Here is a 25,432-nt window from a genome sequence, read left to right as displayed (position 1 = left end):
CCCGCCCAAAAAAAACGGGCGGCGGTCCGGTCCTATTTTTCGGCAGACGACCCGGCGGCCAGGGCCGCTTCGATTTCGTCGTGCGTGTAGAACTTCGCTTCGACGCCGCCGGGGGGAACTTCGGCGTGCGCCGACCAGGCGATTGCGTTCAGAATGAGTTTGCGGAACTGCGGCTCTTGCCAATTGTCGTAATAGTGGCCGCAGGTTGTGCCGAATCCGCGGCCCCCGTTTTCCCGCTCCCGAGCCCACGCGACCACTTTGCCGTCCGGCTCGCGGCCCGGGAGAGTTGGGACGGCGGCGATTGACTGACGCCGCGCGTCGTCCGGATTGAACCGCAGGTTGTAGTAGAACTCTTCCCGCAGCGTAAACGGTTTTACGCCGTGCGAGATCGGATGGTCGGCCGCCGGAAGCTGCAGCGCGGCGGTTTGCGTTTCGATCGCCGAATACCACTGCCGTTTCCCATTTTCTTCCCAATCAAAAAATCCGCCGCTCCAGTCGAGGATCTGGGACGCGTACTTGTCAGGAGCGAACGTCGAAAAGTGAAACGTCAAAAAGCCGCAGCCCCGATCAATCTGCTTTTGCATGACGGCGACACGTTCGTCCGACTGAAAGTGAGGCGCTTCTTCGAACTTGTCGCCGTCACGTCCGTCGGAGATGACCATGATCGCGTCGGCGTCGGCGAGCGTGCTTTCGTCCTGCGGCCAGCCTTCCAGGTGGAATTCGACCTTTACCTGATCGGCGACGTTACTTTGATCGAGCATCACTTTCAGCAGCTTCACCGACCAGGGATAGTCATGAATACCGTTGCCGACCGGGCCGTGACTTTTCTTGCCGGCGATCAACACGATCTTCTTTCGCGGCGCGTCCTCGGCCTGACTGTGGGCGACCGCTAATGCGGAGAAGAAGCAGGTCAACAGCAGCAGGAGAGTCAGCTTTTTGTTCATGGTCGCTCCAAACGATGTAGGCCGTCACTTGGCGGCATGTTACCCCGAATACTCGAGCCGAGCAAATGTTTGACTAGATTGCGCGAAGAGCCGATCAGGCGGGAGAAAGACCACGACGGGAGAGGAGATTCTATTCGCAGTGTTCGCGGGTTTTCGCCTATTCGCACGCAGCGATTTCCAACTACATTCAAAGAGACAGGCATATTTTGAAGAAACTTGACGGATTTTTTGATATGACGCGAGCGGCTCTTCTGATTGCGGCGGTGTTGGGGACGTGGATCTCGGCGGCGGCGTCTGTCGCGGCGGAGAAAGCCGCGGATCGGCCGAACCTGATTGTGATCCTGTCGGACGACGCCGGGTACAACGACTTCACGATGCACGGCGGCGAGACCGCTACGCCGCGGATCGACGCCCTGGCCGAAAGCGGCGTTCGCTGCACCAACGGATATGTCTCTGGCTGCGTTTGCAGTCCATCGCGAGCCGGCCTGTTGACCGGTCGCTATCAACAGCGGTTTGGACATGAGTACAACATTCCCCCGGCGTATAGCGAAGTGAATGGATTGCCCCTGACCGAGACGCTCTTCCCGGCGATGCTGAAGGAAGCGGGCTATCGCACGATCGCCCTCGGCAAATGGCACCTCGGTTACGCGCCGAAGTTTCATCCGCTCGATCGCGGCTTCACTGACTACTACGGCTTTCTTCAAGGGCAGCGCAGCTACTTTCCGCTGGAGAAGCCGACCCGCTTGAATCAAATTCTGCGCGATCGCGATCCGGTTCGTCCGGAGAAGTTCGACTACATGACCGATCACCTGGCCGACGAAGCGGCCAAGTATATCGCCGACAGCAAAGACAAGCCGTTCTTCATCTACCTGGCGTTCAATGCGACTCACGGCCCGAATCATGCGACCGAAGCCGACCTGGCGACGACCGGCGGCAAAAAGGTTCCGGCGATGACGATCGCGCTCGATCGCGCGGTCGGTAAGGTGATGGATGCGCTGCAGGAGAACGATCTGACCGACAACACGATCGTCTTCTTCTTGAATGACAACGGCGGTACCCCGGCGCATGACAATCGCCCGCTGCATGGCTTTAAGGGAAGCTGCTGGGAAGGGGGAACGCGAGTGCCGTTCGTCGTCAGCTGGCCGGCCAAGCTGCCGAAGGGAAAGGTTTACGATGAGCCGGTGATCGCACTCGATATCGCGTCGACTTGTCTGGCCGCCGCCGGGGTCGAACCGTCCGGTCAGCCGCTCGACGGGGTTGATCTAACGCCGTATTTGAGCGGCAAAGAGGCGAAAGACCCGCACGAAGCGCTCTTCTGGAAGATGGGAAGCAACTGGTCGGTCCGCAGCGGCGACTACAAGTTGGTCGGCGGACATAAAGAGCAGGATGGGAAGCTGCAGTTGTTCAATCTCTCGAAAGACATCGCCGAAGCGCACGACATCGCCGCCGAACATCCCGAGGTGGTGAAACGCCTGCACGATGGCTACAAGACGTGGGTCAAAACGCACCAGGCGACGCTCTGGGCGCCGAAGAAGGGAAAGAAGGCGAGTGATGACTAGTCTTTCGCTTCCGCCGATTGATAGAGTTTCGCCAACGGAATGAGAATCGCCTCCAGCTGTTGGAGGTATTCCTCTTCCGCCAGAGTCTCCTTTTGCTGACGAAGCTCGGCCAGTTTGCGCTCCAGCTCATCGCGCTGCTGACGCAGCTCTTCCGGCAGCGCCGACTTGGCGTCGCTCGGCGTCAGGATGAACTGGTTGGCGAGCGTACCGTCGGGTAGCGCGGCGTCTTTGGACGTTTTGATGATGTGGATGCCGCGGAACCAATCGGCCGGCGTCCCTTTGCCGTCGCCGTTGTCGTCGAGCAGCGAATGCTCGGTCGCCAAACGGGAGTCGGAATCGTAGTACTCTTGCGTCTGCTTGGCGGCCGCGAGCCACGCTTCGAGCAGCGACGTCTGGCCATCTTTGTCGAGATCGCCGGCCGCGTCGCCAATCGCCTTCGATAAGTATCCGCCGAAACGAGCGAAGTTGTGCTCGAAACCGCTTTGCGTCGACGTGATGACGGCGCGGTTCTCGCCGGTCAGCTGTTGGAGAAAGGGACCGCTGGCCGACGCACAGTTGACGATCGCAACCCGGCACGAAAGGGGCGCCAGCCGCTCGGCCAGATCGGCTGCGGTGATGTCGGCGCCGCGGAGATTGAACTTCGCCTTTTTGCCGTCGAAGGTGCCGTGCCCGATCAAGACGATCCAGAGCGTTTGCGGCGGATCCTTGGCAAGTTCGGCGAGGGTCGCTTGGAGAATGTCGCGATCGGCCTTCGAGTCGGCCTCGCGCGGCGTGAGGCCGATCTCCACACATTTGCTGTCGGACTTGGCGGTCGCTTCCCGCCAACGAGCGGCCCACTCGGCGAACATCTGTTCGTACTGCGGTTCCCCCGGCTCACCGACCGCGACGATGACGGTGTTGGCGGGAACGGCTTTTTCGCTCTCCGCTTCGACGCCAGACAGCAGGGCGACGCACGCAACGATCCACAACATAGCTAGGCCAATCCTTTCCAGCGCCGCAGGCCCCATTCGCCGACGAGCAAAACAATCGCCAACAGAAAGACGCCCCAGGTATGCCAGACCGAATGAATCTTCGGCTCGACGATCGGAATCTCGCGATCGGGAAGCGTTGCGACGAACGCATCGAGGTTATCGAGCGGAACGACTTCGCCCCCCGACTTCTGCGCGATCATTTCGAGGAAGTCCCGATTCGGTTTCAACGTGGCGAACTCTTCGCTGGCCGGTTCGGCGACCCAGCCTGTCTCGGTCTGTTGGATCTCGCTGCCGTCCGGGTTGTAAGCGATGACGTTGGCCCGATAGGCGCCCGGCGTTCGCGGCACATAGGTCGACGCGTACTTCCCCGACACGGCGTCTTTCGGCTGGGCGGTCAGCGTCAGAGTTTCTCCGTCCGGCGTGCTCACTTCGATCGTGACGTTGGCGTTATCGAGCGGCTTGAAGTTCTCGTCGTTGACTTCGACGGCGATTTCGACCGGACGATTCGGATCGGCGGTGCGGCGGTTCGCTTCGACTTTGACCCGCTGCGGAACGTCGCCGACGAGCCAGCGAATCGTCTGCCGCCATGCCTTTTCGAGGTCCTCGTTGTCAGGCGAATCTTGATGCAGCTTCCACCGCCACAGATCGCCGAGCATCAGCGCGGCGGTGCGTCCTTTGCCGAACCGCTGCGTCACAAGGACCGGACGCGTTTCGCTCTCGCCAATCGGCGTCGCCAACAGTTGCGTCGCCCCCGGCTTCAGCGCGCCGACCGAGTTGAGGGTCCGGAGCTGCGGCATCTCTTCGAATCGCTTCTCTTCTTCCTGCTCGGTCGCCCGCACGCGGACCCACGGTTCGAGCAACCCTTCGCGGGTCATCTCGAGCCCGAACTCGGTCTGCTGCGGCGGGTTTTGCACGCCGCTCAGATAGACAGGGAGCAACTCGCCGATCGGAGTGCGGTGGAACTGACCTTCGGCGAACGATTCCGTCCCGCCGAGCATCAGAAAACCACCGCCGCGCAGGCTGACAAAGTCCTGGATAAGCGACTTTTGCTCTTGGGTGAAGAAGTCGGCTTCGAGGTCATCGAGGATGATCGCGTGATACTGGAACAATTCGTCGGACGATTTGGGAAAGCCGCCGGAGAGTTCGCCCGGCTGGAGCTTGCCGACGCGGAGCAGAACCGCTTCGTCGTACTGTTCGACCTGCTCCTTCTTTTCGTCGTCGGAGTTGGTGAAGATCCGATTGGCGCTCGAATCTTTGTCCCGAAACTGGAACTTCGCTTCCCGCTTGGCGATCCGCACCAAGGCGTCGAGTTTGATCTCGTCATCCTCGGCGAGCGAACGATTGAGAAACTTGAACTCCCAGTTGGGGCGACCCGAAACGTAGAGCACTTTGTAAGGCCCCTGGCCCCGATTGACGACCGCGATTCGCTGGTTGTTCAGCAGGGTCGCTTCGTCGCTTTTCGTGGGATCTTCCAGAGATTCTTCTTCCCCTTTGGCGTAGGCGCGGACCTGGTAGAAGATAACGCCTCGCTCGGTCGGTTTGACTTGAAAGCGGACCGAGAAGAGCTGACCGTCGCGGACGTCCGACACGGTCTGCGTCTGCTGACGCTCTCCCTTTTCGTCGAGCAATTCGACCGTTACCGACTTGCCGGCGAAACCATCCCCTTCCAGCTCGGCTGTGATCGTGACCGGCGCCGCTTCAAAGTTGGTTTGACTCGCGGTGACGCGGCGGATGCCGATATCGCTGGCGGTTCGCTCAGCGCCCAGCACCACCGGAAAGATCGGCGGCGATTGGCTCCAGTCGATCGTTTTGTCGGAGAAGTCGGTCGCGTTGCCGTCGGTGAAGAGCAGAATCCCGGCGATCGGGCGTTCGGCGTAGCGCTCGGCGACGCCGGTCAGCGCGGCGACGATCGACGACCCTTCGCCATCGGGGGCGAACGCTTGGAAGTCGGCGACCGGCGCGAGTTGGCGATCGAACTCGTAACGGCGAACGTCGAACTGTTGGCCGAGTGCGACCTGCCACGGAGCGCTCCGTTCGAGCTGCGGCTTCAATTTGTCGGCCCGAGAAGACGACTCGCCGCGGTCGGCGATCTGCAAACTTTGCGAGCGATCGGCCAGCACCGCGAACAGGTTGGCGCCGGGAACCGGCTTCGATTCGCTCCGCATCGGTTCGACCAGTATCGCCGCGAGCAGCAGCACGGCCAGCGTCTTGAACGCCGCACAGGTAAACTTCAGCCAAAGTGGAGCCTGAATTGAACGGTACGCCCACAAGATCAATAGGAAGAGCGCACCGCCGACGACGCAGGCCGGCACAGTCCAGCCGCGATCGGCCCAGACGTTCGGCCACTCGATCAGGAACTGTTCGCGAAACCACTCGCTCATTCGCTGCTCCCGAGACGCTCGTAGTAGCGACGAACGGCGTTTTCGTACTGGGCGGGAACAGGATCCTTGTCGATCGGAACCCGGGCGTCATCCGCAGTTCGCTTCAGCAGCTCTTCGGCGACGCGGTTCTGCAAGTTCGACAGCGGCTGAGCCACCTTTCGCTTGATGATGTCCCATTGCGGCGGCGCAGAGGTCCCTTTGAGCTCGCGACGAATTTCGCGAGCGGCGTCCCGAATGCGGGCCGCTTCGGCGCGAAGTTCCGGATCGTCGACGATTTCCTCGACGTCGCGAAGTCGATCGGACCAGTCGACAAAGTCATCGCCACCAAACGGAGAGGTCGGCTGAAAGCCGCCCCCTTCCATAAACTGTTCCCAACCGCCGGCTAAGTCACCACGACCGCCGCCGCCACCTTGTTGACCCGGTTGTTGACCTGGTTGCTGACCCGGTTGCTGACCCGGTTGCTGACCCGGTTGCTGACCCGGTTGCTGACCTGGTTGCTGACCTGGTTGCTGACCTGGTTGCTGACCTGGTTGCTGACCTGGTTGTTGACCTGGTTGTTGACCTGGTTGTTGACCTGGTTGTTGACCTGGTTGCTGACCTGGTTGTTGACCTGGTTGCTGACCTGGTTGTTGACCTGGTTGGTTTTCCGGCGACTCGCCAGGCTGCGGGCTTCCTTCCATTGGTTGTTCGCCGCCGTTTTGGCCTTGTTCGCCTGGAGAGCCAGGTTCGCCTTGTTGGTTTTGCGTGGGTTGGCGATTCGGCTGGCGTCCTTCGGCCCGGGCGATTTCCCCTTCCAGATCGTTATTCAAGTTTTGCAGTTCGCTGAGGGCTCGCCGGAGCGTTTCGGTTTCGTCTCCCAGGATCTGTTCGGCCGCTTGTTCGATTCCTTCGGCCAACTGGTCGATGCTTGGTCGCGCTTGCGCTTCCTGACGGATCGAGTCGTCGACGAAGCCGCGGCGGAGCGAAGACTCGGCCGCTTCGAGCGCCTTCTGCGGATCGGCCTTGCGGGTCTCGCGGATCGAATCGTAAAGGGTTTCGGCCAACAGCGGCTGCGAATCTTCGGCCTCTTCGATCGTTTCCCGCATCTGATCCATCAGCCGCCCGAGCCGCTCACGCTGCTCGGCGATTTGGGCCTGGGTTTGCGAACGATCGCCGGTGTCGCGGAGCGAGTTCTCATCGCCTCCGGAGCCGGTTTGCAGTTGCTCGAGCTCCTCGGCCAGCTGCTGTTCCTTTTGCACGACTTCCTGAGCTTGCTTCCGCATTTCGCGAACTTGCTCTTCAAACTGACCGGAGGATCGCTTTTGGAATTCGTCCTGCAATTCGTTCAGATCGCTTTGGGCGCGCGTCCCCGCGCTGGCGGCCTGGGTGACCATCTGCTGCTGGAGCGCTTCGGCCGATTGGCGGACGTTTTCGCGGGCCTGCTCCAGTTGCTGCCGCTGTTCGGCCATTCGCTCCTGGTTTTCGGGCTCTTCCATCCGCTGCTGCAACTCTTCGGTGTCGCGAAGAATCTCTTCCTGCTCTTCGCGGAGACGCTTGAGCTGACGTTCGGCCTCGGCCCGTTCTTCTTCGGTCTCGGCCGCTTCGAGCGCCCCTTGCTGCTCTTTGATTCGTTCGTTCAGGTCGTTCTGCCGCTGGGCCAGCTCCCGCAACCGATTCAAGATCTGGCGATCTTCGCGGGCCTCTTGCTGCTGTTCCGATTGGGCCTGCTGCTCGTCAGCGTAGCGGTTTTCATCTTCGCGCAGTTTCAACTGTTGAAGTTGCTGCTGCGAACGGCTGTTTTGCGATTGCGACGATTGGCTGGACTGTTGCGATTGGCTCGACTGAACCACCTCGTGCTCGCGGGCTCGGAGGCGAAGCAGGTTTTGATAGGCGGCCTGTTCGAAGCCGAGGGCCGGCTGCAGTTCTGGAATCGACGGTCCGGCCGCAGAGGCCTCGAGGGTCGAGATCGCTTGCTGCATCGCTTGTTTGACGCGCTGGACATGCTCCAGCGACTGCGGATCTTGCAGGTTCTGCTCCAGCTCTTCCGCTTGGGCGAGAGCCGATTGTTGCGACTCGATCAGCAGCTGAATGTCGGGCGTGAACTCCGGCGTCGGTTCGCTGCGGGTCTCACGGCGGATCAGCTTCCACGTGGCGTTGATGATCTGCTTTTGCAGTTCGGCCAGCTTCTGGGCTTGCTCGGCGTTTTGACCACCCTGTTGCTGCTGTTGTTGCTGAGAGCCGTCGGCCGGTTGTTCTCCCTGGCGGAAGATTTCTTCAAAGGGACGAACTTCGGCGAAGAAGAGATCGCTCGACGTGCGGCGGACTTCGCCGTTCGGACCGATGTCTTCCGCCCAGAAATGCCAAGAGAGGAGCTGATCAGGCTCGGCCTTCAGCTCTTCAAAGGCGAGCAGATGTTCGGCCTGAACGCGTTCTTTGCTGGGGAACGACTCACCAAGCGAGACTTCGCGATCAAGTTTACCGGGGATCGAATAGCTGATGCCGACTCGTTTCAGGCCGAAGTCGTCCCACGCCGAAGCGGCCAGATCGACCTCTTCGATCGGCGAGACTTCGATATCGCGGGTCGGCTGCGCCAGTTTGATGTCGGGGGGCTGGTTTGTGATCATGACGATCTTGAACTCGGCCGGGTGCTGGTCGGTTCGCCCGGCGTCGTCGGTCAAACGGAGCGTCAACTGCTGCGAACGCTCGATCTTCATCGTGACGACGTAGGTGAGCGGATCCTTTGCATCGACGGCCAGTGGGATCGTCTGTTCGCCCTCTTTGGTCGTTTCGACCAGCTCCGCTGCAGCGAGCGGCTTGTTGACATGGCAATAGAGCGTCAGTTCGGTCCCTTCGACCGCCGAAACGCGGCGCGTATCCTGCACCAGCTTTTCCTCTTGGCCGGTATAGCTGGGGAAGACGAGCTTCGCGTCCGATTGCAAGAGTTCGGGATACTCGAAGACGGTGACTTGAAACTCGGGCGAAACTTGATCGCCAAAGGCGACGCGATAGCGGAGCGGCGTGCTGACTGCCGCGATGCGCCCGCCGAAGAGCGGATCGTCGAGCGACTGCGACATCGCGGAGGTATGCTCTTCGCCATCTTCGGCGGTGTAGACGAGGGTCGCTTCCGGCGGCAGCCGATCGGCGAACCGGGCGAGGACCAAGAGGCTCGAACCGAGTTCGACCTCTGCATCGCCAGGTTCGATCGTCGCTTCGTATTGCGTTCCGCTGAGGACGACGTCGCCGAAGTTGAGCTCGGCGTCGGGCTGCCGCGCGAGGAGATCGACGTTTTGCCAATGGAGCGAAAGGGCCGCGAAGATCAAGAGCGCCGCCGCAGCGTAGGCGAGCAAGCGAATCAGCCCCATCCGGGCCGGCGAAACGATGTTGCGCCAGTCGTTGCTCCGCGCATGATCGAGGGCGCGATCGACGACCGCTCGCTGCAAGTAGCCAAGTCCGGCCACCGAAACGTGAGGGTCTTGCTCGACGGCCGTCATCAGCGTCGAGTCGAGCTGTGGAAACTTCGCTTCGATCTTTTGAGCCAGACGGCGAATGTTTCGTCCGGAGCGGGCGCCGATAACGCACGCAATCAGCGAACCCAATACCGCGAGCAGCAGCGCCAGCGGAATGGCGCCTGCGAAGACGACGCCGTTCGCCATGCCGACCAGTTTGGTGAGGCCCAACAAGGTGGTGGCGGCGAACAGGACGATCGCGACGCCGGTCCAAATCCGGTACGCGCGAAGCCGGACGGCGGCTTGCTGCAATTGTCGACTTAACTGGCGATCGATCATGCGAGGTCTCCTGCGACCTGAACCGGTTGACGACTTCGACGGGCGGCAAGCAGCGTTTCGACTCCCAAGAGAGCCAAAACGGCGACGACCAGCCACTTCCAGATTTTTTGGCGATTTTCTAGCTCGGCGTCCCGCAACTGTCGCAGTTGATCGAGCTGCGCCGCTTGCGTGGGAGCGGCGCCGAGCACGACGTTGAATTGCTCCAAACGACCGACGTCGAGCGGATCGGTTTCGCTCTCCGCATCGGCGACGTTGACCGCAAACTTCGTCTCGTTCCCAGCATCTATCAGCGTGTAGATGCCGGGGACGGTCGTCGCGGTGAACGTCGTTTCCTCTTGCGCGAGTTCCTGAACTTCGCCATCGGGCGTTTTGACGCTGCGCTTTCCTTCGGCCGGCGGCAAAGGAACCGGCTGGTTGACCACGTACGACTGCGCTGCGAGACCGCCGCGAGCTGCGAGTTCCAACCAACGAGAAAGTAGCGGGATGAACTTGGTCGAAAGGGCCAGTTGACTGTCGTCTCGGTTCCAACCGGCGGACATGACGTACAACGTTCCCTTACCGCGTTCGATCGACCAGAGAGCCGGCGTGTTGTCGGTATAGCTGGCGATGACGGTCGCTGCGTCAACCTCTTTCAGGCTGACGCGACGATGGCGCCAGAAGCGAATCTTAGTGAAGTCGTTGTAGCGGGCGCCAGCGAAGGGGGCGAGCAGCGGATGCTGGAAGTCGATGCTGCCGAGCAGCGCGTACGACTGTTTACTGGAAGCGGGCTCCGCTTCGGTGGAAACGACGCCGCCGAGCCATTTGCCTAAGTCACTGATCATCTGGTCGTCGCGAAGGACGACGAGGGCGTCGCCGCCTTGGTTGAGATAGCCGTCGAGTCCCTTCTGCTGCGCTTCGCTCAGCGAGCCCGCGATGACGGCAAAGCGGGGTTCGGAGTCGAATTCCCAGTTCGGCATCGCGTCTCCCTCGATCGCTTCGATGTCAACCTTGCGAGCAGGCGTCTCGTCAAACGCTCGGGCGAGATAGAACCGCATCTGCTCCGGATCGTCGTCGCGGTCGGCGCCGAAGTAGGCGAGCTTGATTTGCTCCTGGATCGCGGGAACCTGGTAGAAGGCGTTGTCGAATTCCATACCGGGGCCGTCACCACGCAACAGGACGCGATCGGGGGCGATGGCGCCATGTTCCGCGGGGACTTCCAGCACAAGGCTTTCGCCTGGAGGTACGTAGAACGAAACTTGCCGCGAACGATCGCTCTCGCCGTCACTCCAGACGACCTCGAATTGTTCGACGTCGGATCCGGCGGCATTGCGGACGCGGACTCGCGGCGGGCCTGCATCATCGGTCTCATCGGCCGAAGTTTCGACCAGGCGAACGCGGGCATTCCCTTCCGTCTTCGGCGCCACGGCATGAACATCGACCCGGACCGTCTCGGGCCATTCGCTCATTTGCAACGCGTCAAGCTGCGAACCGGACTGCAAATCACCCACCAGCAAGATCTGCAGCGCCGCGTGCGTTTGACGTGTGTCATCGGCCGTCTCGAGCCGTTCGGCGACTCCTAACAGCGCCGCTCCCAAGTTGCTGCCGCCCCATGTTGGCGATAACTCTTTTAGTTTTTCCCGGACCAGTTCACGACGTTCCGCGCGATTGACACTGTCGGCGCCTTCGGGGGCGAGGAGCATTTCCAGCTTCTCGTCGTAGGCGAACAGGGAAACCTCGTCGGTATCTTCGAGATCGTCGAGCGCCGATTCAACTTCTTGAACGGCCTTTTCCCACAGCTCCCCGCGCCGCATGCTGGCGCTGCGGTCGATCAGGATCGCGATATGCCGCTGCGGCGCATCGTTTAAAGACAGCTCGGCTTGGGTGCGGAAATAGGGGCGCATGAAGGCGAACGCCAACAGCAAAATCGCCAGCGCTCGGAGTAACAGCAGCAACCATTCGTCAAGTCGACTCCGCCGCGTCAGTTTCGGCGGCGAGGGCTTCAGGAACATTAACGAACTGAATTCGTAATGGGCCTTCGGCGTCCGGCGAATCAGGTGAAACAGCAGCGGCGCCGCGATCGCGAGCGCCCCGAACAGGAACGCCCCGGTGAGGAAGCTCATGACGCGCCTCCCCCGGCCGGAGTTCGCTGGCGAACGTTCGCGCCCCGATTCATCCGTTCGGTCAGCAGGTCAAACAGCATCAATTCGAGGGGACGATCGATGGTGATCATGTGCAGCTCGATGCCGAGCTGGTTGCAGATCGTCTGCAAGCTGCCGGAATGTTCTTGAAACGCAGAGAGATAGTTGTCCCGCGCGGCGGCCGGATCGATGTAGAGATCGCGTCCCGATTCGATATCGTGGAACATCGCCGGTTGATCAAAAGCGAAGTCGACCTCACGCGGATCAAGGACCCGCAAAATGACCACTTCGTGCCCTCGCGCGCGGAGGTAGCTGAGATTCTTCTTTAGAGCGCCGATCGGGGTCAATAGGTCCGAGATCAGGACGACGACGCCCCGTTTGGCGACGGTCGCGGCGATTTGCTCGAGCGGCTTTTCGATGTCGGTCCCTTTGCCGGCCGGGGCTCGCTCGAGACTCATCATCAGGTGATGGATATGCCCAGTGCGGAACCGCGGAGGAATCACGTCGACGATTTTCTCGTCAAAGGTAAGGAGCCCGACCGCGTCGCGCTGGAGCGACAGGAAATAAGCGACCGTCGCTGCAGCGGTCTTGGCGTATTCCGCTTTACTATAGCCGACCGTGCCGTAATTCATGGAACGGCTCAAGTCGACCAGCAGATGACAGCGGAGATTGGTCTCGTCTTCAAAGCACTTGATGAAGTAGCGATCGGAACGAGCGTACAACTTCCAGTCGAGAAAACGGGGATCGTCGCCCGGCGAGTATTGGCGATACTCGGTAAATTCTACCGAAAAGCCATGATAGGGAGAACGATGTAGACCGGAGAGAAAACCTTCGACGATCGCGCGGGCCCGGAGCTCCAGATTCTTGATGCGCATCAGCGAACCGGGATCGATCAGCGCGGCGCCGCGCTGCGGATGTCCTGTCGATCTATTCGCTGCCGTGCTCATTAGGCCCCCGGCACTGCGACGGTCTTCAGCAGTTTGTCGATCACCTTCTCGACAGTGATTCCCTCCGCTTCGGCGCGATAGCCGACCAGGATGCGATGCCGCAGCGTGACGTGGGCGAGCGCCTTGATATCGTCGGCGACCACATGGGGGCGACCTTGCAGCAAGGCGCGGGCTTTCGCACCCAGAACCAGATACTGGGCGGCACGCAGACCAGCACCCCAAGTGACCCATTGATTGATGAAGTCAGGGGTCGATGCGCGGCCCGGTCGCGATGCGTCGGCAATACGAACCGCGTAGCGAACCAGGTTTTCCGCGATCGGCACCTTCTTCACGATCTGGTGGAAACGGAGGACGTCGTCGCCGGAGAACAATGACTGAATCGGCTGGTTACTGCGGGAGGTGGTTTGGCTGACGACCGCCACTTCGTCATCTTCCGGCAGGTAATCAATCCAGATATTGAACATGAAGCGATCGAGCTGCGCTTCCGGCAGCGGATAGGTCCCTTCCATTTCGATCGGGTTTTGCGTGGCGAGCACGAAGAACGGCTTTTCGAGCGGATAGCGAACGCCGGCCGCGGTGACTTGATGCTCCTGCATCGCTTCCAGAAGGGCCGCTTGCGTCTTGGGAGGCGTACGGTTGATTTCGTCCGCGAGAATCACGTTGGCGAAGATCGGGCCTTTCGCGAACTGCAGCTTCCGCTTGCCGTCGTGCGTCTCTTCCAGAATTTCGGTTCCGGTGATATCGGCCGGCATCAGGTCGGGAGTGAACTGAATGCGGCGAAACTCGAGGTCAAAAATCTGAGAGATCGAGTTGACGAGCAAGGTCTTCGCCAGACCGGGCGCCCCGGTAATCAAGCAGTGACCGCCGGCGAACAAGCAGAGGAGCAATTGCTCGATTACTTCCTGCTGTCCGATCACGGCTTTCGACAATTCAGACAGAATCCGCTCGCGGCCGGTACGGATCTGTTCTACCGCCGCTTGTTCGGCGGCGTAGGCGTCGGTTTCGGTACTCACGATCTGTGGACTTTCTCGCTGAGGTCAATCGAGGAGGATTGGGCGGAACGTTTGAAGCGGCCCACTCAATGCGTCATCGCGTAGGTGATAATGTTGATTCCGAGGGGATAGGCGAAACGCTCGGAGTATTCTTTGAAGTAGGTCGGATCGACCCCTTCCTCTTCCCAGCCGTCGCCGAGGTCGGTGTTGTGGCAAATGATCGCCATCATTCGCCCTTTGTCGTCGAAGATGCCTTTGTAGTGGGGCTCTTGCGCGTCAGGACGTTCGGCCCGGCGGCCGCTTCTCCAGGTATCAAGGCCGACGATCATCGGCTTTTCTTCAAGGTCGTAAACGAGATGAAAGATCTCATGTTCCAGCGGGAGTTCTTCCGGTTCGCGATCAGGGAAGACTCGCTTGATGTTTTGATAGAAATTGTCCCATTCCCATTCTCCCCAAAAGTCGTCGACCATCAGGAAGCCGCCATTGAGCAGATAGCGGCGCAAACCGGCGACCTCTTCGTCGGTTAGCTGCATGTTGCCCGGTTCGATAATGTAGATGAATGGATAGTCGGAAAGTCGCTCGTCCGTCAGTTCGACGATCACGCTTTCGGGATGGACTTCCATGGAGGTTAATTCACGCAAACGCTGCGGCAGGTGGAGATCGCTTTCGGGAAAATCGGTGGCCCATTTCGTGCCCCCCCCATATTCCGAATACTTTACGCGAGCAAAGCGGAACGCGTCGTGCTGGAACCGTTCGTCGATTTCCCAATCGTTACGTGCGCCGGTTTCGGGCGCGTAACCGCGGTAACCTCCTCTCCCGCGACGACCAAAGAAGCCATTTCCGCCGCCAAACTGGGCGAAGACGATGCCGCCGAGAATCGCAAACAGGGCTACGGCGATGACGAGCCGGACTGTCGATCGTTTCCAACTCACTGGGCAGCCTCTTCCGTCATGGGATCTTCTTTCATCGGAGCGGGTTCCTCGTCGCTGTCCGCTTCTTTCGCTTCGACTAGTTGAAGCAGCAATTGGTGTGCGTCGCGATAGCGGGGAGCTTCTTCCAGCGCGAGGAGAACCTGCTTGCGGGCTTCGTCCGAACGTCCCGCTTCGTGCAACAGCTTCGCCGCTCGATAGTGCACGTCGGCCGGGTCGAACGGGTCCATCAAGGAGATCGCCCGTAATCCATCGATCGCCGCGTCTCGGTCCCCGGATTTTTCTCCAGCAGTCGCCAACAAGCGATGCGGTTCGGGAAGGAGCGGATTGACGGCGAGTATCCGCCGCGCGTTTACCGTGACCGCTTCCCAGTTCTCTTGTTCGGCGTGCAAATCGGCCAGGCGTCGATAGACCGGTAGCCCATCGGCGGACAATTCGGCCAAATGTTCTAACACGGCGACCTCTTGTTCGGTTTCGCCCAGCTCGCGAGAAATCTTCGCTTTCATCGGCAGGCCGCTCCCCTCCCCTGCGTAGTCAGGCGCCAGTTTCACGAGACGCTCGATCGGCTCGCGGGCTTCTTCCCACTTTTCTTCGGCGATCAGGGCCATCGCATAACGACCAAGTCCCTGAAAGCTATCGGGATGCTTGGCCAGCCACTCTTTCCAAACGGCCGCATCACCGCTGGCGGGTATTTCTTCTTCGGTGAAGTCAGCGCCTTCGGCAAAGGCATTGGCCTGCTCGCGAATGTACTTCTCGAATTCGGCGTCAAACGCTTCGACCGGCGCGGCATGCCGCGTGATCGCGTCGTTGATCTGTAATCCTTTGCCAAGGTCATCCAGGATAGCGCGAAGCGCGTCGATCCCAAACTTGTCGACCAGAAACTCGACCACCAGCGAAGACTCGTAATAGGCGAACATCAGATGCTGCGGGCTTTTCGGCCGCAGGAACGCGCCGCTCAACTGGCTGACCGGCGTCAGGTCGTCTCCCAGAATCATAGTGCGGTAGCGAAGCGACAGCGATTGGCCCCACGCCGGATCACGCAGACGCTCTTCGTAAACGGAAATCCCTTCGCTCAGCCAGCGCGGCATCTTGTTGTGGGTCTTGGTGAGCGTGACGACGTGGCAGAACTCGTGCCACAGAACCGCTTCCCAGTTTGACGGCGTACTTCCTTGCGAAGCGGGGGAATTCATCGTGACGACGCTGCCGAAGCAAACTCCCAGAAAGCCAGCGCCCCCTGGCAAACCGAAGGTTCGAATGGCAAAGTCCTGCTGCCGCGGAAAGATCTCGACGGCGACCGTTTCAGGCAACTCAACGTTGTACTTTTCACACAACACTTGCTTCGCTTCGACCAGCAGTTCCAGCACGCGCGGGCCGTAGATTTCGGCCTCTTTGGCGTCCATCCGAACGACGAAGCCATCTTGGATCAACGTGCGATACTTCGCCATATGATCATGGAGCGTAGAAAGGTTGTGGGCGACGACGTTGTAGTTGTCGGCGTCAAAGACTTCCTCGGCCAGTTTCCAGCCAGCTTCCTCTTCACCGAGCCGCAGCAGGTCGTTGGAAAGCTCCATCTTGGCCGGCAGATAGGAGGAATCAAACGCGAGCGCCTGTCGCTGGGCCGCGGCCGCTTCGGCAAAGCGGTACTTCTGCGCGAGGTACTTGCCGATCAGGTAATCGACTTCGGGATTGTCGGTCCAATGCTTAAGCGCCTCTTCGCGGGCCTTTTTCTCCTTTTCGGCGTCGCTGCTGAGGTGAGCGATTACCGCGCGAATCGCCCAGGCCTTCGGCTCAGCCGGATTGATTGCGAACACTTTTTCGAGCTGCTTTTCCGCCTCGTCGTAGCGTTCGGCTTGGAGGTGCTCTTCGGCGATGAAAAGGAGGCTGGGGATGTAGTTCGGATTGATCTCGAGCGATTGGGCGAGAAATCCTTCTGCCTTTTCGGCATCGCTCGATTCAAAGGCGCGGGCCAAACCGTAGAGAATCCGCGGGTTCTCGGGATCGACCTTGATCGCCTTCTGGAAATCTTCGGCGGCCAAGGCGTAGTCATTTTTCGCCAGGGCGAGTTCGGCCGCGACGATAAAACCGCCGGAGAACCCCGGGGCACGCTGTTGGATCTGTTTGAAGCGGTTGGTGCGAATCTGCTTTGGGTCGTCGCCAATTTCCAGGAAAAAACTTCCGACGACCACCATATCTTCTGGCGAACGATAGCGGGCGCTCAAGCGTTCGACTTCGGCGGCGATCTCGGCGAGCACTTCTTTCGCCTTCGCCGAATCGCCGTTGTAGCGGCGGATGTCCCGTTCGAGCCAGCGGAGGCGGATGCTGTAGGTGTTGACCTTTCTCGCTTCTTCCAGCGACGTCAGAGCATCGGCATAGCGACCTAGCATCAGTTCGCTTTCCAAGCGAAGGAGTCGCCACTCTTCCGAATAGGTTCCGTCGGCGATCTCTTTGGCGGCGGCGTCGGCGCACTTTTCGTACTGCCCGGTACGGAAGAGTTCTTTCGCTTCCGATAAGGTCTCCGCCGCACAGGGGCTGCAGACCAGAAAGAGCCCCGCCAACGTGATCGCCCAGCAGAACGATCGACCAACGAAAGCGACTATCCGCTTTTGACGGCTCCCCAATCTTTCCAAAACCGACTCCTTCTCGATTTCACAACGCCCGCGCGTTCGTGACGCCATTGTAGAAGGCTGGAATCGCTTTATACAAGAAATTTTCGCCTTAGCTCCCAGCGCAATGCGGCAGATAGTCGTCCGGCTTGCCCGACTTCAGCGAGCTGTTTCACAAAAGAATCGGAAACTACCACTCTTGGACGGGAGCCAATCGTTTGGCGACTCAGGGCGCTGGAACCGGTTGAATAGCGGCGCCAAAACCGCGATCGAGTTCGAGCTGTGCGGCGGCGGCCCAGGGAGTTCCCTTTCGCGCGGTGACGATATGTTCCAAAAAGCTGCGGGCAAGCGCCACTTCCGCCCAATGATTCTGCGGCGTCATCAACTGTTTGGTCATGACGATCCGCCAACCCCACTTTGAACCCCCTGCTGGCCGTTCTTGCAGGAAGAGGGTGAGATAATCGTGCAATTCGGCGGCGCGAATGCGGTAAGTGAGCAGTTGGGCGAACAGCAAGTCGTAGTTCGCTTGTTGGCGAAGGCTGGGGGAGGCGTCGCGGAGCGGTTTCGCGACTTCCAGCGAGTGGATCGCCTGGTTGAGGTAGGCGATGTAGGCCCGCATCTTCACTTGCTCTTGCTGTATCTCGCCGATCAGAATCGCCGGATCGCTGGAGAAGAGCTGCCGAATCGCCGCCGCATTTACCGACGCCGATTGAAACGGATTCAGCTCTTGAATCACTTTCGTCATCAGTAATTGAAGCGGGTCTCGCTTCAAGTCTTCGACAACTTCGCTGCGCGGTCGCCAATCGGGAAGATAATGATCGAGGACGACCGGGTCATAGTGGTGGCGCATCGGCGGACCGCCGGCCGGCTTGTCGTCGGGCATCATGAAAAAGAGGCCGCCGGTTTCGCGGGTCAGACGAACTTGCTCGTACGGGCCAAATCCGCTGAGGACCGCATCGGTGCGAGCGGCGAATCCGTCGGTCTGCAATTGTTCGATAAACGGCGTCTCGGGACCGCGATCGTAGGTGGAGACGCGCGAAATTCCATGCTGCAGATCGACTGCGGCTAAATGTTCGTAGGGATAGCCGAACATCGACTCTCGACCCAGGAAGTAAACGCGACAGCCGGTCGATTGCGCTTCCAGGATCGCCTTTTCCAAGTTGCGCTGATTGTCTTCCGGATCGCCGCTTTCGTCGGTCACGACGATCAGCGCGAACTGGCGTTTGCTATTTTCGACGTAACGACGATGGCGAGCGATCGCTTCGATCACCGACTTGCAAGTCAGTTCTTTGCCGATCGTATCGATCGGAACGCGTTCGATGGCGCGATAGATTTGCCGAACGTCGCTGGTCGGAGTCGCCGTGTGCTGGGCATAGTCGCCTGAATAGCTGGCGATGCCGGTCGTCAGGGCGTTATGTTCGGCGAAACCGGAAGCGGTTAATTCTTGATAGACGCGGCCGATGCGGGCGCCGATTTGAGCGCGATCATCTTCCATGCTGGTCGACTGATCAAAAAGCCAGACGACGACCACCTCCCCATCTTTCAGCAAGCGAATCAGCTCGCGCGTGATCTGGTCCATCGCCTCGTCGTAGTTGCCGACGGCGACATGCGTCGCGCCTCGGCCATTACGGGGCGAAACTTGGGCGACTTGCGTCGATCCTTCTCCAGAAAGATTCTCGACCGACTTCGTCGGCATCTCTTTCGAGAAATCGGCTTCGAGCGACGGAGAGGTTAACGACGCCGGGACGGAGTCTTCGGCATCCAGCGGCGTTTCCACCAGCACTGGTAATTCCAGCTCGGGAACCAGTTGATTCGACTCAGCAAGTTGCGAGTCGAGCGGCAGGAGGGCCGACTCGTCGAGAATCACCGCCCCCATCCGCTGTCCGCTGATCACAGGCACGGCCAGCAGGGCCAACAACAGAATCAAAACTGCATGAACCGCGACCGAGAACAGAAAGGGGCGTTGATCTCGCCAGGAATGGTTCGACTTGCGGACAGACTTCGAGCGCGAAGCTGACGAGTCGACGCGGGTACGTGGCGGTTTTCGCATGGCGTCACGGTTCTCAAAGCGTCCGCCGATGGCGAAGTTCTTTGTTCGCCACTAGCATGCGGAACGGAAACGGGCCGATGTTTTCATGCGGTCAGTCGTGTTGCGACTCCTCTACTTATAACGTACGACGAACCAGTTGTCTCGCAGTCGGGAGGTGCGTATCAGCCTATGGGGATCGGCGAGACCGCCGACAAACGAACTTGGTTCCGACCCCGGCGGGTGCCATTCAAGCCAAACTCCCTGCTCTTTTCCGGTCAGTTCCAGTCGAACGCCGCCGGATTCCGCACGTTCTACCGAGACGACGTGCGATCCAGAACAGATCTCGGGCGGCGCCAGCATCAGGAGCATCTTCGGCTGGGCGATGGGATAGGCGGAGTACGGCCCCCACGCTTCCATTTCGCCATCGGAGTTTGGCCAATCCGCGCAAAGCGGGCGCGTCGCCGCTTCATACTTCGGGAGCGCCGCATGAAGACGAAATCGATAGCCGCTCCAGATCAAGTCGGGCATGTTGACGATCAGACCCAGCCATAACGAGGTCAAGCCAATCGTCGCCATCCAGGCCAATAAAGAGCGGTAGTTTCTCGGGCCGGCGACAATTGAGACCCAAGCAACGACCATTCCCAAGAGGCTCAAACCGAGTAGCGCCGCCATCAGAAAAAACGGGAACGGCAGTCGCGATAGTTCCCCGAGTTGTAGGTCAACGGCGGCGGCCAGCTGGTTCCAACTGGCGCCGGCGCTTGCATCAAGCAAGATCCAAATGAGCAGCGTCAGCCACGACGCCAGGTTCCAACCCCAAAGCCGATAGGGATGAGCAAGGAGAAACCCCTTCCAAACTTCGTGATTATTGGAACAACGTGTCATTCTTCGCTTCAGGCCAATCGGAAGTTGTCGCGATACCCCAGCGAACTCAAGGTAAGCAAAGGGAATGCCGAAAAGGGGTTCGCAGCGCGTTTCACATGACCAGAGGTCGATTTATGGGAAGAGAAAGCCAATTCTTGCACGATCAATACGGTCGGCGGACAGCCGCATGAGGGGTTCCGTCCCGCGATTAGCCAAGTCGATGTCGATCGATTTGCGCCTAGTGTTGGAATATTCGACAACGGGGCTCCTTCATTTCCTGTCGAACGATTCCAACGGTTCAGTACAATGGGAGAAACTGCAAGGCCCGGTTCGGGTTTAAACCGTACCGAGATCCGTTCTGCCGTTCCCACCTACCTACAGTCTCACCGCTATGACCAATCTTGCGATTCGACCCCGTCTGCTGTCGGCTTCCCTGTCCGCCATGATGATCTGGGTTGGCCTTTCCGTAGCCTTCGATTGCCAAGGAGCGGAGCCAGGCGAAAGCGAAACGGCTGCGAAAGAACTGCAGCTTAAGACGCCGACGATTCCCAACCACTTGGAAGGGGCGGTGCGCGATCTCAACGCGCAATTTAGCGAGGGGATTGATCCGGACAAGAATGCAGTCGTCTATTTGGTTCGGCTCTTGGGAGACGACATCTTCGACGCGGGCCTGCGGGACGATTCGCTGGCGATGCTCGGCATCGAATCGATTGGGAACGGATCGCCGCGATTCGCTTATTTCGAACAATACGTCACGTCGGTTGTGCCGAAGGACGCAAGCAAGCGACAGGATCTGTTGAAGCAACTCACGTTGGAGTTCCAGTCGGCCAACGGCGCCGTCTGGAAGAGCGCTGATTATCCGGCGCTCGCTCAGTACTTTGCCGCCAATGAAGCGGCGCTCGACGAGTTGGTCCGGATCTCGAAGTTTCCCTCGTACTACGCCCCGATCTTGACCGCCGAGAATCCTCCGACGCTGCTGGGAGCTTCCTACGCGATCGAACGACGAATTCCGTATCTCGGACAGTGCTTGTCGATCCGCGCGTCGCAGCGAATGGGGGACGGCAATTTCGCCGGCGCGGTCAGCGACTTGATCGCCGTTCATCAGTTGGCGAATCAACTGGCCGAAGGTTCGCCGCTCGACGTTTCGCTCGCCAAAGCGCACTGGGTCGACTCGTACGCCTTCCAGGCCGAGTATGCGATTCTGGCCAGTGGAATGCTGACCGCCGACCAGGCGAAGGAGTACCAGAAGGAGTTGCAAAACGTTTCGTCGATGGCGCCTTCGCAAACGGCGGCCGACATCGGCGAACGTTTGATCCTGCGCCAAGAGATCGAATCGCTCAAGGAACATGACGCCGCTTTTTACGCCTTCTTTGATTGGGCGCCGGCCAGCCATGCCGAGCAAATGAAGGCGCTGCGGGCCGCCAATATCGATTGGGATCTGGCGCTGCAGCGAGCCAACGAAGTCCAGGACGAAACGGTCGAAACGCTGCTGATCTCCGACGCGAAACGCCAGGCGGAAGAGATTGACCGGCTGAACAGTGAGGTGGACGAGTGGCGCAAGCGAAACGACGCCGACGAAACGACGCTGCTTGAAGCGCTCGAGGTCGATCGGGATCAAGGAAGCCGCTGGATCGGCGAAGCGGTCGCACTGGCCCTACGAACGAACATCTGGCAGCGTCTTTGCACCGATCGCCGGGGGCACGTTCGCCGCGACTTTATCAGCGTCGGTCTCGCTCTGGAGGAATATCATCGTCGCCGCGGATACTATCCGGCAGCTCTTGCCGATTTATCGCCCGAGATCTTGCCGTCGATTCCGAACGATTCCCACTCGCAAAAGCCGTTCACCTACATGCGAAACGATGACCAGCATGTCGAGTTGATCTCGTGGGGAACAAATCGGGAAAATGACGCCGGGCGACTGCTTCAGGACGATCTCATTCTGAAACTGGGACGCTAAACGCCCCTTTCGCCCGTTTGCATCTCGACAGGCGAACGCTACTTGTCGGAGATCAGTCCCAGTTGAGACGCCGCGCGGTCGATCGCGCGAGTAAGCCGCTTACGTAGTGCGTCGGGGTTCGTTCCCATTTCTTCCGCGAGGTCGGTCCAGCCGTAACCGCTCAATTTTTTGTGGAGCAGTACGCGGTCATCTTCGGAAAGTCGATCTTCGAGCGCATGCAGGATTTCGTCGGTCTCGACAATTCGACTGGGCGTCTCGTTGGAATCGGCGACCAGGTTCAAGGCCGCTTCGTCTCCCGAGATTCGCCGCGCGTCGCGCCGACCGGCATGATGTCGCCGTGCGTGGTCGACGATTTTATTGCGGGCCATCGTCAACAACAGCCGTCGCAACTCCTCCGGATCTTCCAGACGAAAGTCCCCCTGGTCGAAGCCAGTAAAGAACTTGATGAGAACCGACTGGTAGATGTCGAGCGAGTCGACCATACGCCGCACCGACGGACTGGTCAGACGAAATCGAATGAAACGGCGCACCTCGTTCTCGAACTTGCGAGCCAACTCGGCGGCCGCAGCCTCGTCGCCATTTTTCAGACGTTCCAGCAACTCGGAGAATTCGGACCCCTGGTTTTCCATTCCCAACTTCCAGTAGCGCGTCTTGGAGGAATTGGGCTTCACTATAGCGAAGCTCGATCGATCTGAGCAACAAGATTCATAACCAGTTGGGCGCGAACTATTGGCCTCCTAGTCGACGCGTACGTGCGAATTTTTCTGAAACTAGTCAAAGCGTCAACTACCGAGCTTACCCAAACGTAAGCGCGCTGGACGTAGCGATTGTCTTCTTGGGGAAATGTTGGTTTAGCAGTTTGACAGTGCGAAACTAGAAGGAGTATCATCCGGAAAAACCGCACTAACACGGGGTTTGGCTACTGCCGTGGTGCAGTTTTTTTCTGGACCGAAGGGGCCAAAGGTCCAGGTTTCCTGACCAATTCCCATTCAAGTAATGAAATGGGATGTCCGCTTGGAGGACGTAAACACGCTTAGAGAGGAGTCAGGGTTCTCAGATTTGTTTCTGGTAGCCGAACTCGAATAAGCCAAAAGTAGACGTGCTGGGGGTGAACGATGCTTGGGCAAGCATTACAGTCGTTTCACGTTTTCGTGAAAGCGCTCACCGTCTTTGCCATGGTTGCACCATGTCTGGCCTGGGGGGCGGAGACTACGCCCACGCGGCGCGCGTTATTGGTCGGATGTTCGCGTTACGATAAAGGTCACGGAAGCGTCCATGATCTCTATGGTCCGCCGAACGACGTCCGGCTGTTCTATGATTTGCTGACGCAGCGTTTCGACTTTCCGACCGAAAACATCGTTCGTCTGACCGATGACGAAAAGGGAGAGCTTTCTCGTCCGACCGCCGAAAATATCTCGGCCGCTTTTGGTCGACTAGCCAGCGAAACGAACCCGGGGGATCAAGTCTTCATCTTGCTCTCCGGCCACGGCGTGCAGGTTCCGATTCCCAAAACGCAGCAGAACGCGCTCGATCCGGCGAATCCTGAAGAGGACGGCCTCGACGAAGTCTTTCTGCCGGTCAACTTCGGCGATTGGACCGACGAGGGTCTGGCCAACTCGATCAAAGACGACCAAATCGGCGGCTGGCTCGACCAGATGCGCCGCCATGGGGGTAACGTCTGGATCGTGTTCGATCATTGTCATTCCGGCACGATGAGCCGCTCGGTTGGTATTGGCGAAATTGATCGCGGGGTCGATCCCTTCGCCCTAGGCGTTCCGCGCCAGGACCTGGAAGCGGCCGCCGCGAAAGCTGCCGAGGCGAGCGGCGGCGAACGCCAGCGCAGTGTCGCCAGCGGACCCTCTTTGGAGCTTCCGCCAGCTGCGGATGCTGTGGGAAGCGTCACCGCGTTCTACGCTGCTCAGGCCTTTGAGACGGCTCCGGAATTACCGCGTCCGCTCGACGCACCTCGCACGCCGGAGCACTACCACGGGCTCCTCAGCTACACGCTGGCCCAAGTTCTCTCGCAGGCGGATGGCCCGCTTTCGTACGAAGATCTGAGCCAGGCGGTCCTGACCCAATATCGTGCCGCGCGGGGATCCCGGGGACCGACGCCGCTGTTTGACGGCCGGTTGAAACAACACGTACTTTCCGCCGAACAAGCGGCCGACGGCAGCTCTTTGACGTTGCTGCAACAAGGAGGAAAACTGCATCTGAACGCGGGCCAACTGATGGGCATTCGCCCAGGTACGATCCTGAAGTTGATGCCGAAGTCAGGCGAAAAACCGCTCGGCCATGTTGAAGTGGTTTCGGCGACGGCGAGTTCGGCCAAGGTAAAGCCGATCGAATTTGACGGCCAGCCGGCGCCGCGTGCGTCGGATCTGCCGGAGGTATGCCGCTGCGAAGTGGCCCTGAAGCCGTTGGAAGACATGCAGTTGCGGGTCGCAGTAGTTTCCGCTGGAGAAGCGGCGGAAGTCCGAGAAGCGCTCGACGCGCTGGCGAAAGAGAATCTGGCCCTGCTCCGCGCGGTCGATAGTAGTCAAGACGCCGATTGGGCGCTGCACCTGGTAAAACCGGAAGAGGCAGCTCGCTTGTACGGCAAGCAAATTGACGAGCCGCAGGTCTTTTTGGTTCAGCGCGAGCAGTTGCCGTCGGAGGAAGCCGATTCGCCGCAGCCAAAGACTCCGCCGCGCGTTTACGCTCAGTACTCGCTGGCCGACGACTCGCGCTGGACGACTTACCTGATTGAGGATTTGCAACGGATTTTCACGTGGCAAAACGTCTGGCGAATCGTCGCGCAGTACGAAAGCCCGCTGCAGGACGACTTGCATCTGGAAGTGAAACTTGACGGCGACGATGGCGAAGCCGAAGCGGTCACTGCCCTTCGTCCGGGTCAGCGGATTCGCTTGTCGCTGTCGAACAAGGGGTTCGACGATCTGGCGATCACCTTTTTGTTTCTCGACGGCAACTTCGGGATTTCCAAATGGTTCACGGCCAGCGTCGAAGCAGGCGGCTCGGTCCGTCCGTTTTTCGCGGATATTACCGACGAAACCTCCGGAGTGGAGGGAATTGTCGTCCTGGCCGATCGCTTGGCGGACAAGAAGCTAATGCCGGAGTACGACGTGCTGGTTCAAGGGCCGCTTGGTACGGGCGTCCGCGCTCGCGGCGCCTTTGATCAGCCGGATACGAATTTCGCGAAGTTGTTGCAAACGGCGGCTGGGGGGAAAGGATTGCGGGCGGCAATCGTTCATTCGCCAGGCACGCCGGAGATTATCGGGAAGTCATGGGTCACGCTCCGCGTCGACGAGAAAGCTCCATGACGTTCCCTGGGGTCAGCGGTGCGTTTCGAGTTGCGGAGAACCTGAACTCCGCCGCCAAACG

At 59.6% G+C, this 25,432-nt stretch carries 15 protein-coding genes; 3 read left to right on the top strand and 12 right to left on the bottom strand.

Going from position 1 to position 25,432, the window contains the following annotated elements:
• Positions 1-32: 32 nt before the first annotated feature.
• The gene (locus LOC68_RS02210; protein WP_230215164.1) at positions 33-944 is read right to left on the bottom strand and encodes a ThuA domain-containing protein; all 912 of its coding nucleotides are present in this window, start codon (positions 942-944) and stop codon (positions 33-35) included.
• A 233-nt stretch (positions 945-1,177) separates the two neighbouring features.
• Between LOC68_RS02210 and LOC68_RS02205 the strand changes: the two genes are divergently transcribed.
• Positions 1,178-2,503 carry a sulfatase-like hydrolase/transferase gene (locus LOC68_RS02205; RefSeq protein WP_230215162.1) on the top strand — a complete coding sequence of 442 codons (1,326 nt, stop codon included), beginning with the start codon at positions 1,178-1,180 and terminating at the stop codon, positions 2,501-2,503.
• Here the strand turns inward: LOC68_RS02205 and LOC68_RS02200 are convergent.
• From LOC68_RS02200 to LOC68_RS02155, 10 genes are all read right to left on the bottom strand, one after another.
• A complete protein-coding gene (locus LOC68_RS02200) occupies positions 2,500-3,474 on the bottom strand; it encodes a hypothetical protein (protein ID WP_230215160.1) in 975 nt (324 codons plus the stop codon). The genes LOC68_RS02205 and LOC68_RS02200 overlap by 4 nt on opposite strands.
• Positions 3,475-3,476: 2 nt before the next feature.
• Positions 3,477-5,855: a glutamine amidotransferase gene (locus tag LOC68_RS02195; protein WP_230215158.1), complete on the bottom strand. Its 2,379-nt coding sequence runs from the start codon at positions 5,853-5,855 to the stop codon at positions 3,477-3,479.
• Complete coding sequence (locus LOC68_RS02190; RefSeq protein ID WP_230215156.1) at positions 5,852-9,619, bottom strand: DUF4175 domain-containing protein; 3,768 nt, start codon at positions 9,617-9,619, stop codon at positions 5,852-5,854. The genes LOC68_RS02195 and LOC68_RS02190 overlap by 4 nt, the downstream gene beginning before the upstream one ends.
• Positions 9,616-11,718, bottom strand: a complete 2,103-nt coding sequence (locus LOC68_RS02185; protein ID WP_230215154.1) for a BatA domain-containing protein — start codon at positions 11,716-11,718, stop codon at positions 9,616-9,618. The genes LOC68_RS02190 and LOC68_RS02185 overlap by 4 nt, the downstream gene beginning before the upstream one ends.
• Complete coding sequence (locus LOC68_RS02180; protein ID WP_230215152.1) at positions 11,715-12,683, bottom strand: DUF58 domain-containing protein; 969 nt, start codon at positions 12,681-12,683, stop codon at positions 11,715-11,717. Before LOC68_RS02180 ends, LOC68_RS02185 begins: the two co-directional genes overlap by 4 nt.
• Positions 12,683-13,696, bottom strand: a complete 1,014-nt coding sequence (locus LOC68_RS02175; protein WP_230215150.1) for an AAA family ATPase — start codon at positions 13,694-13,696, stop codon at positions 12,683-12,685. Before LOC68_RS02175 ends, LOC68_RS02180 begins: the two co-directional genes overlap by 1 nt.
• Positions 13,697-13,761: 65 nt before the next feature.
• Positions 13,762-14,607: a DUF4159 domain-containing protein gene (locus LOC68_RS02170; RefSeq protein WP_230215148.1), complete on the bottom strand. Its 846-nt coding sequence runs from the start codon at positions 14,605-14,607 to the stop codon at positions 13,762-13,764.
• On the bottom strand, positions 14,604-17,231 hold the full coding sequence (locus LOC68_RS02165) for a tetratricopeptide repeat protein (RefSeq protein WP_230215146.1): 2,628 nt from the start codon (positions 17,229-17,231) through the stop codon (positions 14,604-14,606). Before LOC68_RS02165 ends, LOC68_RS02170 begins: the two co-directional genes overlap by 4 nt.
• A gap of 202 nt (positions 17,232-17,433) precedes the next feature.
• Positions 17,434-19,257, bottom strand: a complete 1,824-nt coding sequence (locus LOC68_RS02160) for a vWA domain-containing protein (protein WP_230215144.1) — start codon at positions 19,255-19,257, stop codon at positions 17,434-17,436.
• A 111-nt stretch (positions 19,258-19,368) separates the two neighbouring features.
• Complete coding sequence (locus LOC68_RS02155; RefSeq protein WP_230215142.1) at positions 19,369-20,118, bottom strand: hypothetical protein; 750 nt, start codon at positions 20,116-20,118, stop codon at positions 19,369-19,371.
• 421 nt (positions 20,119-20,539) lie between these two features.
• Here LOC68_RS02155 and LOC68_RS02150 point away from each other — a divergent pair, with 421 nt between their 5' ends.
• Positions 20,540-22,054 carry a hypothetical protein gene (locus tag LOC68_RS02150; RefSeq protein WP_230215140.1) on the top strand — a complete coding sequence of 505 codons (1,515 nt, stop codon included), beginning with the start codon at positions 20,540-20,542 and terminating at the stop codon, positions 22,052-22,054.
• 38 nt (positions 22,055-22,092) lie between these two features.
• Here LOC68_RS02150 and LOC68_RS02145 read toward each other — a convergent pair whose 3' ends face one another.
• Complete coding sequence (locus LOC68_RS02145) at positions 22,093-22,683, bottom strand: RNA polymerase sigma factor (RefSeq protein ID WP_230215138.1); 591 nt, start codon at positions 22,681-22,683, stop codon at positions 22,093-22,095.
• A 603-nt stretch (positions 22,684-23,286) separates the two neighbouring features.
• Between LOC68_RS02145 and LOC68_RS02140 the strand changes: the two genes are divergently transcribed.
• On the top strand, positions 23,287-25,371 hold the full coding sequence (locus LOC68_RS02140; protein WP_230215136.1) for a caspase family protein: 2,085 nt from the start codon (positions 23,287-23,289) through the stop codon (positions 25,369-25,371).
• Positions 25,372-25,432: the final 61 nt, after the last annotated feature.

The sequence above is a fragment of the Blastopirellula sediminis genome (assembly GCF_020966755.1).
Taxonomy (GTDB): domain Bacteria; phylum Planctomycetota; class Planctomycetia; order Pirellulales; family Pirellulaceae; genus Blastopirellula; species Blastopirellula sediminis.
Note: the sequence above shows the minus strand (reverse complement) of the source record. Positions and strands in the feature narration are given on the sequence as shown.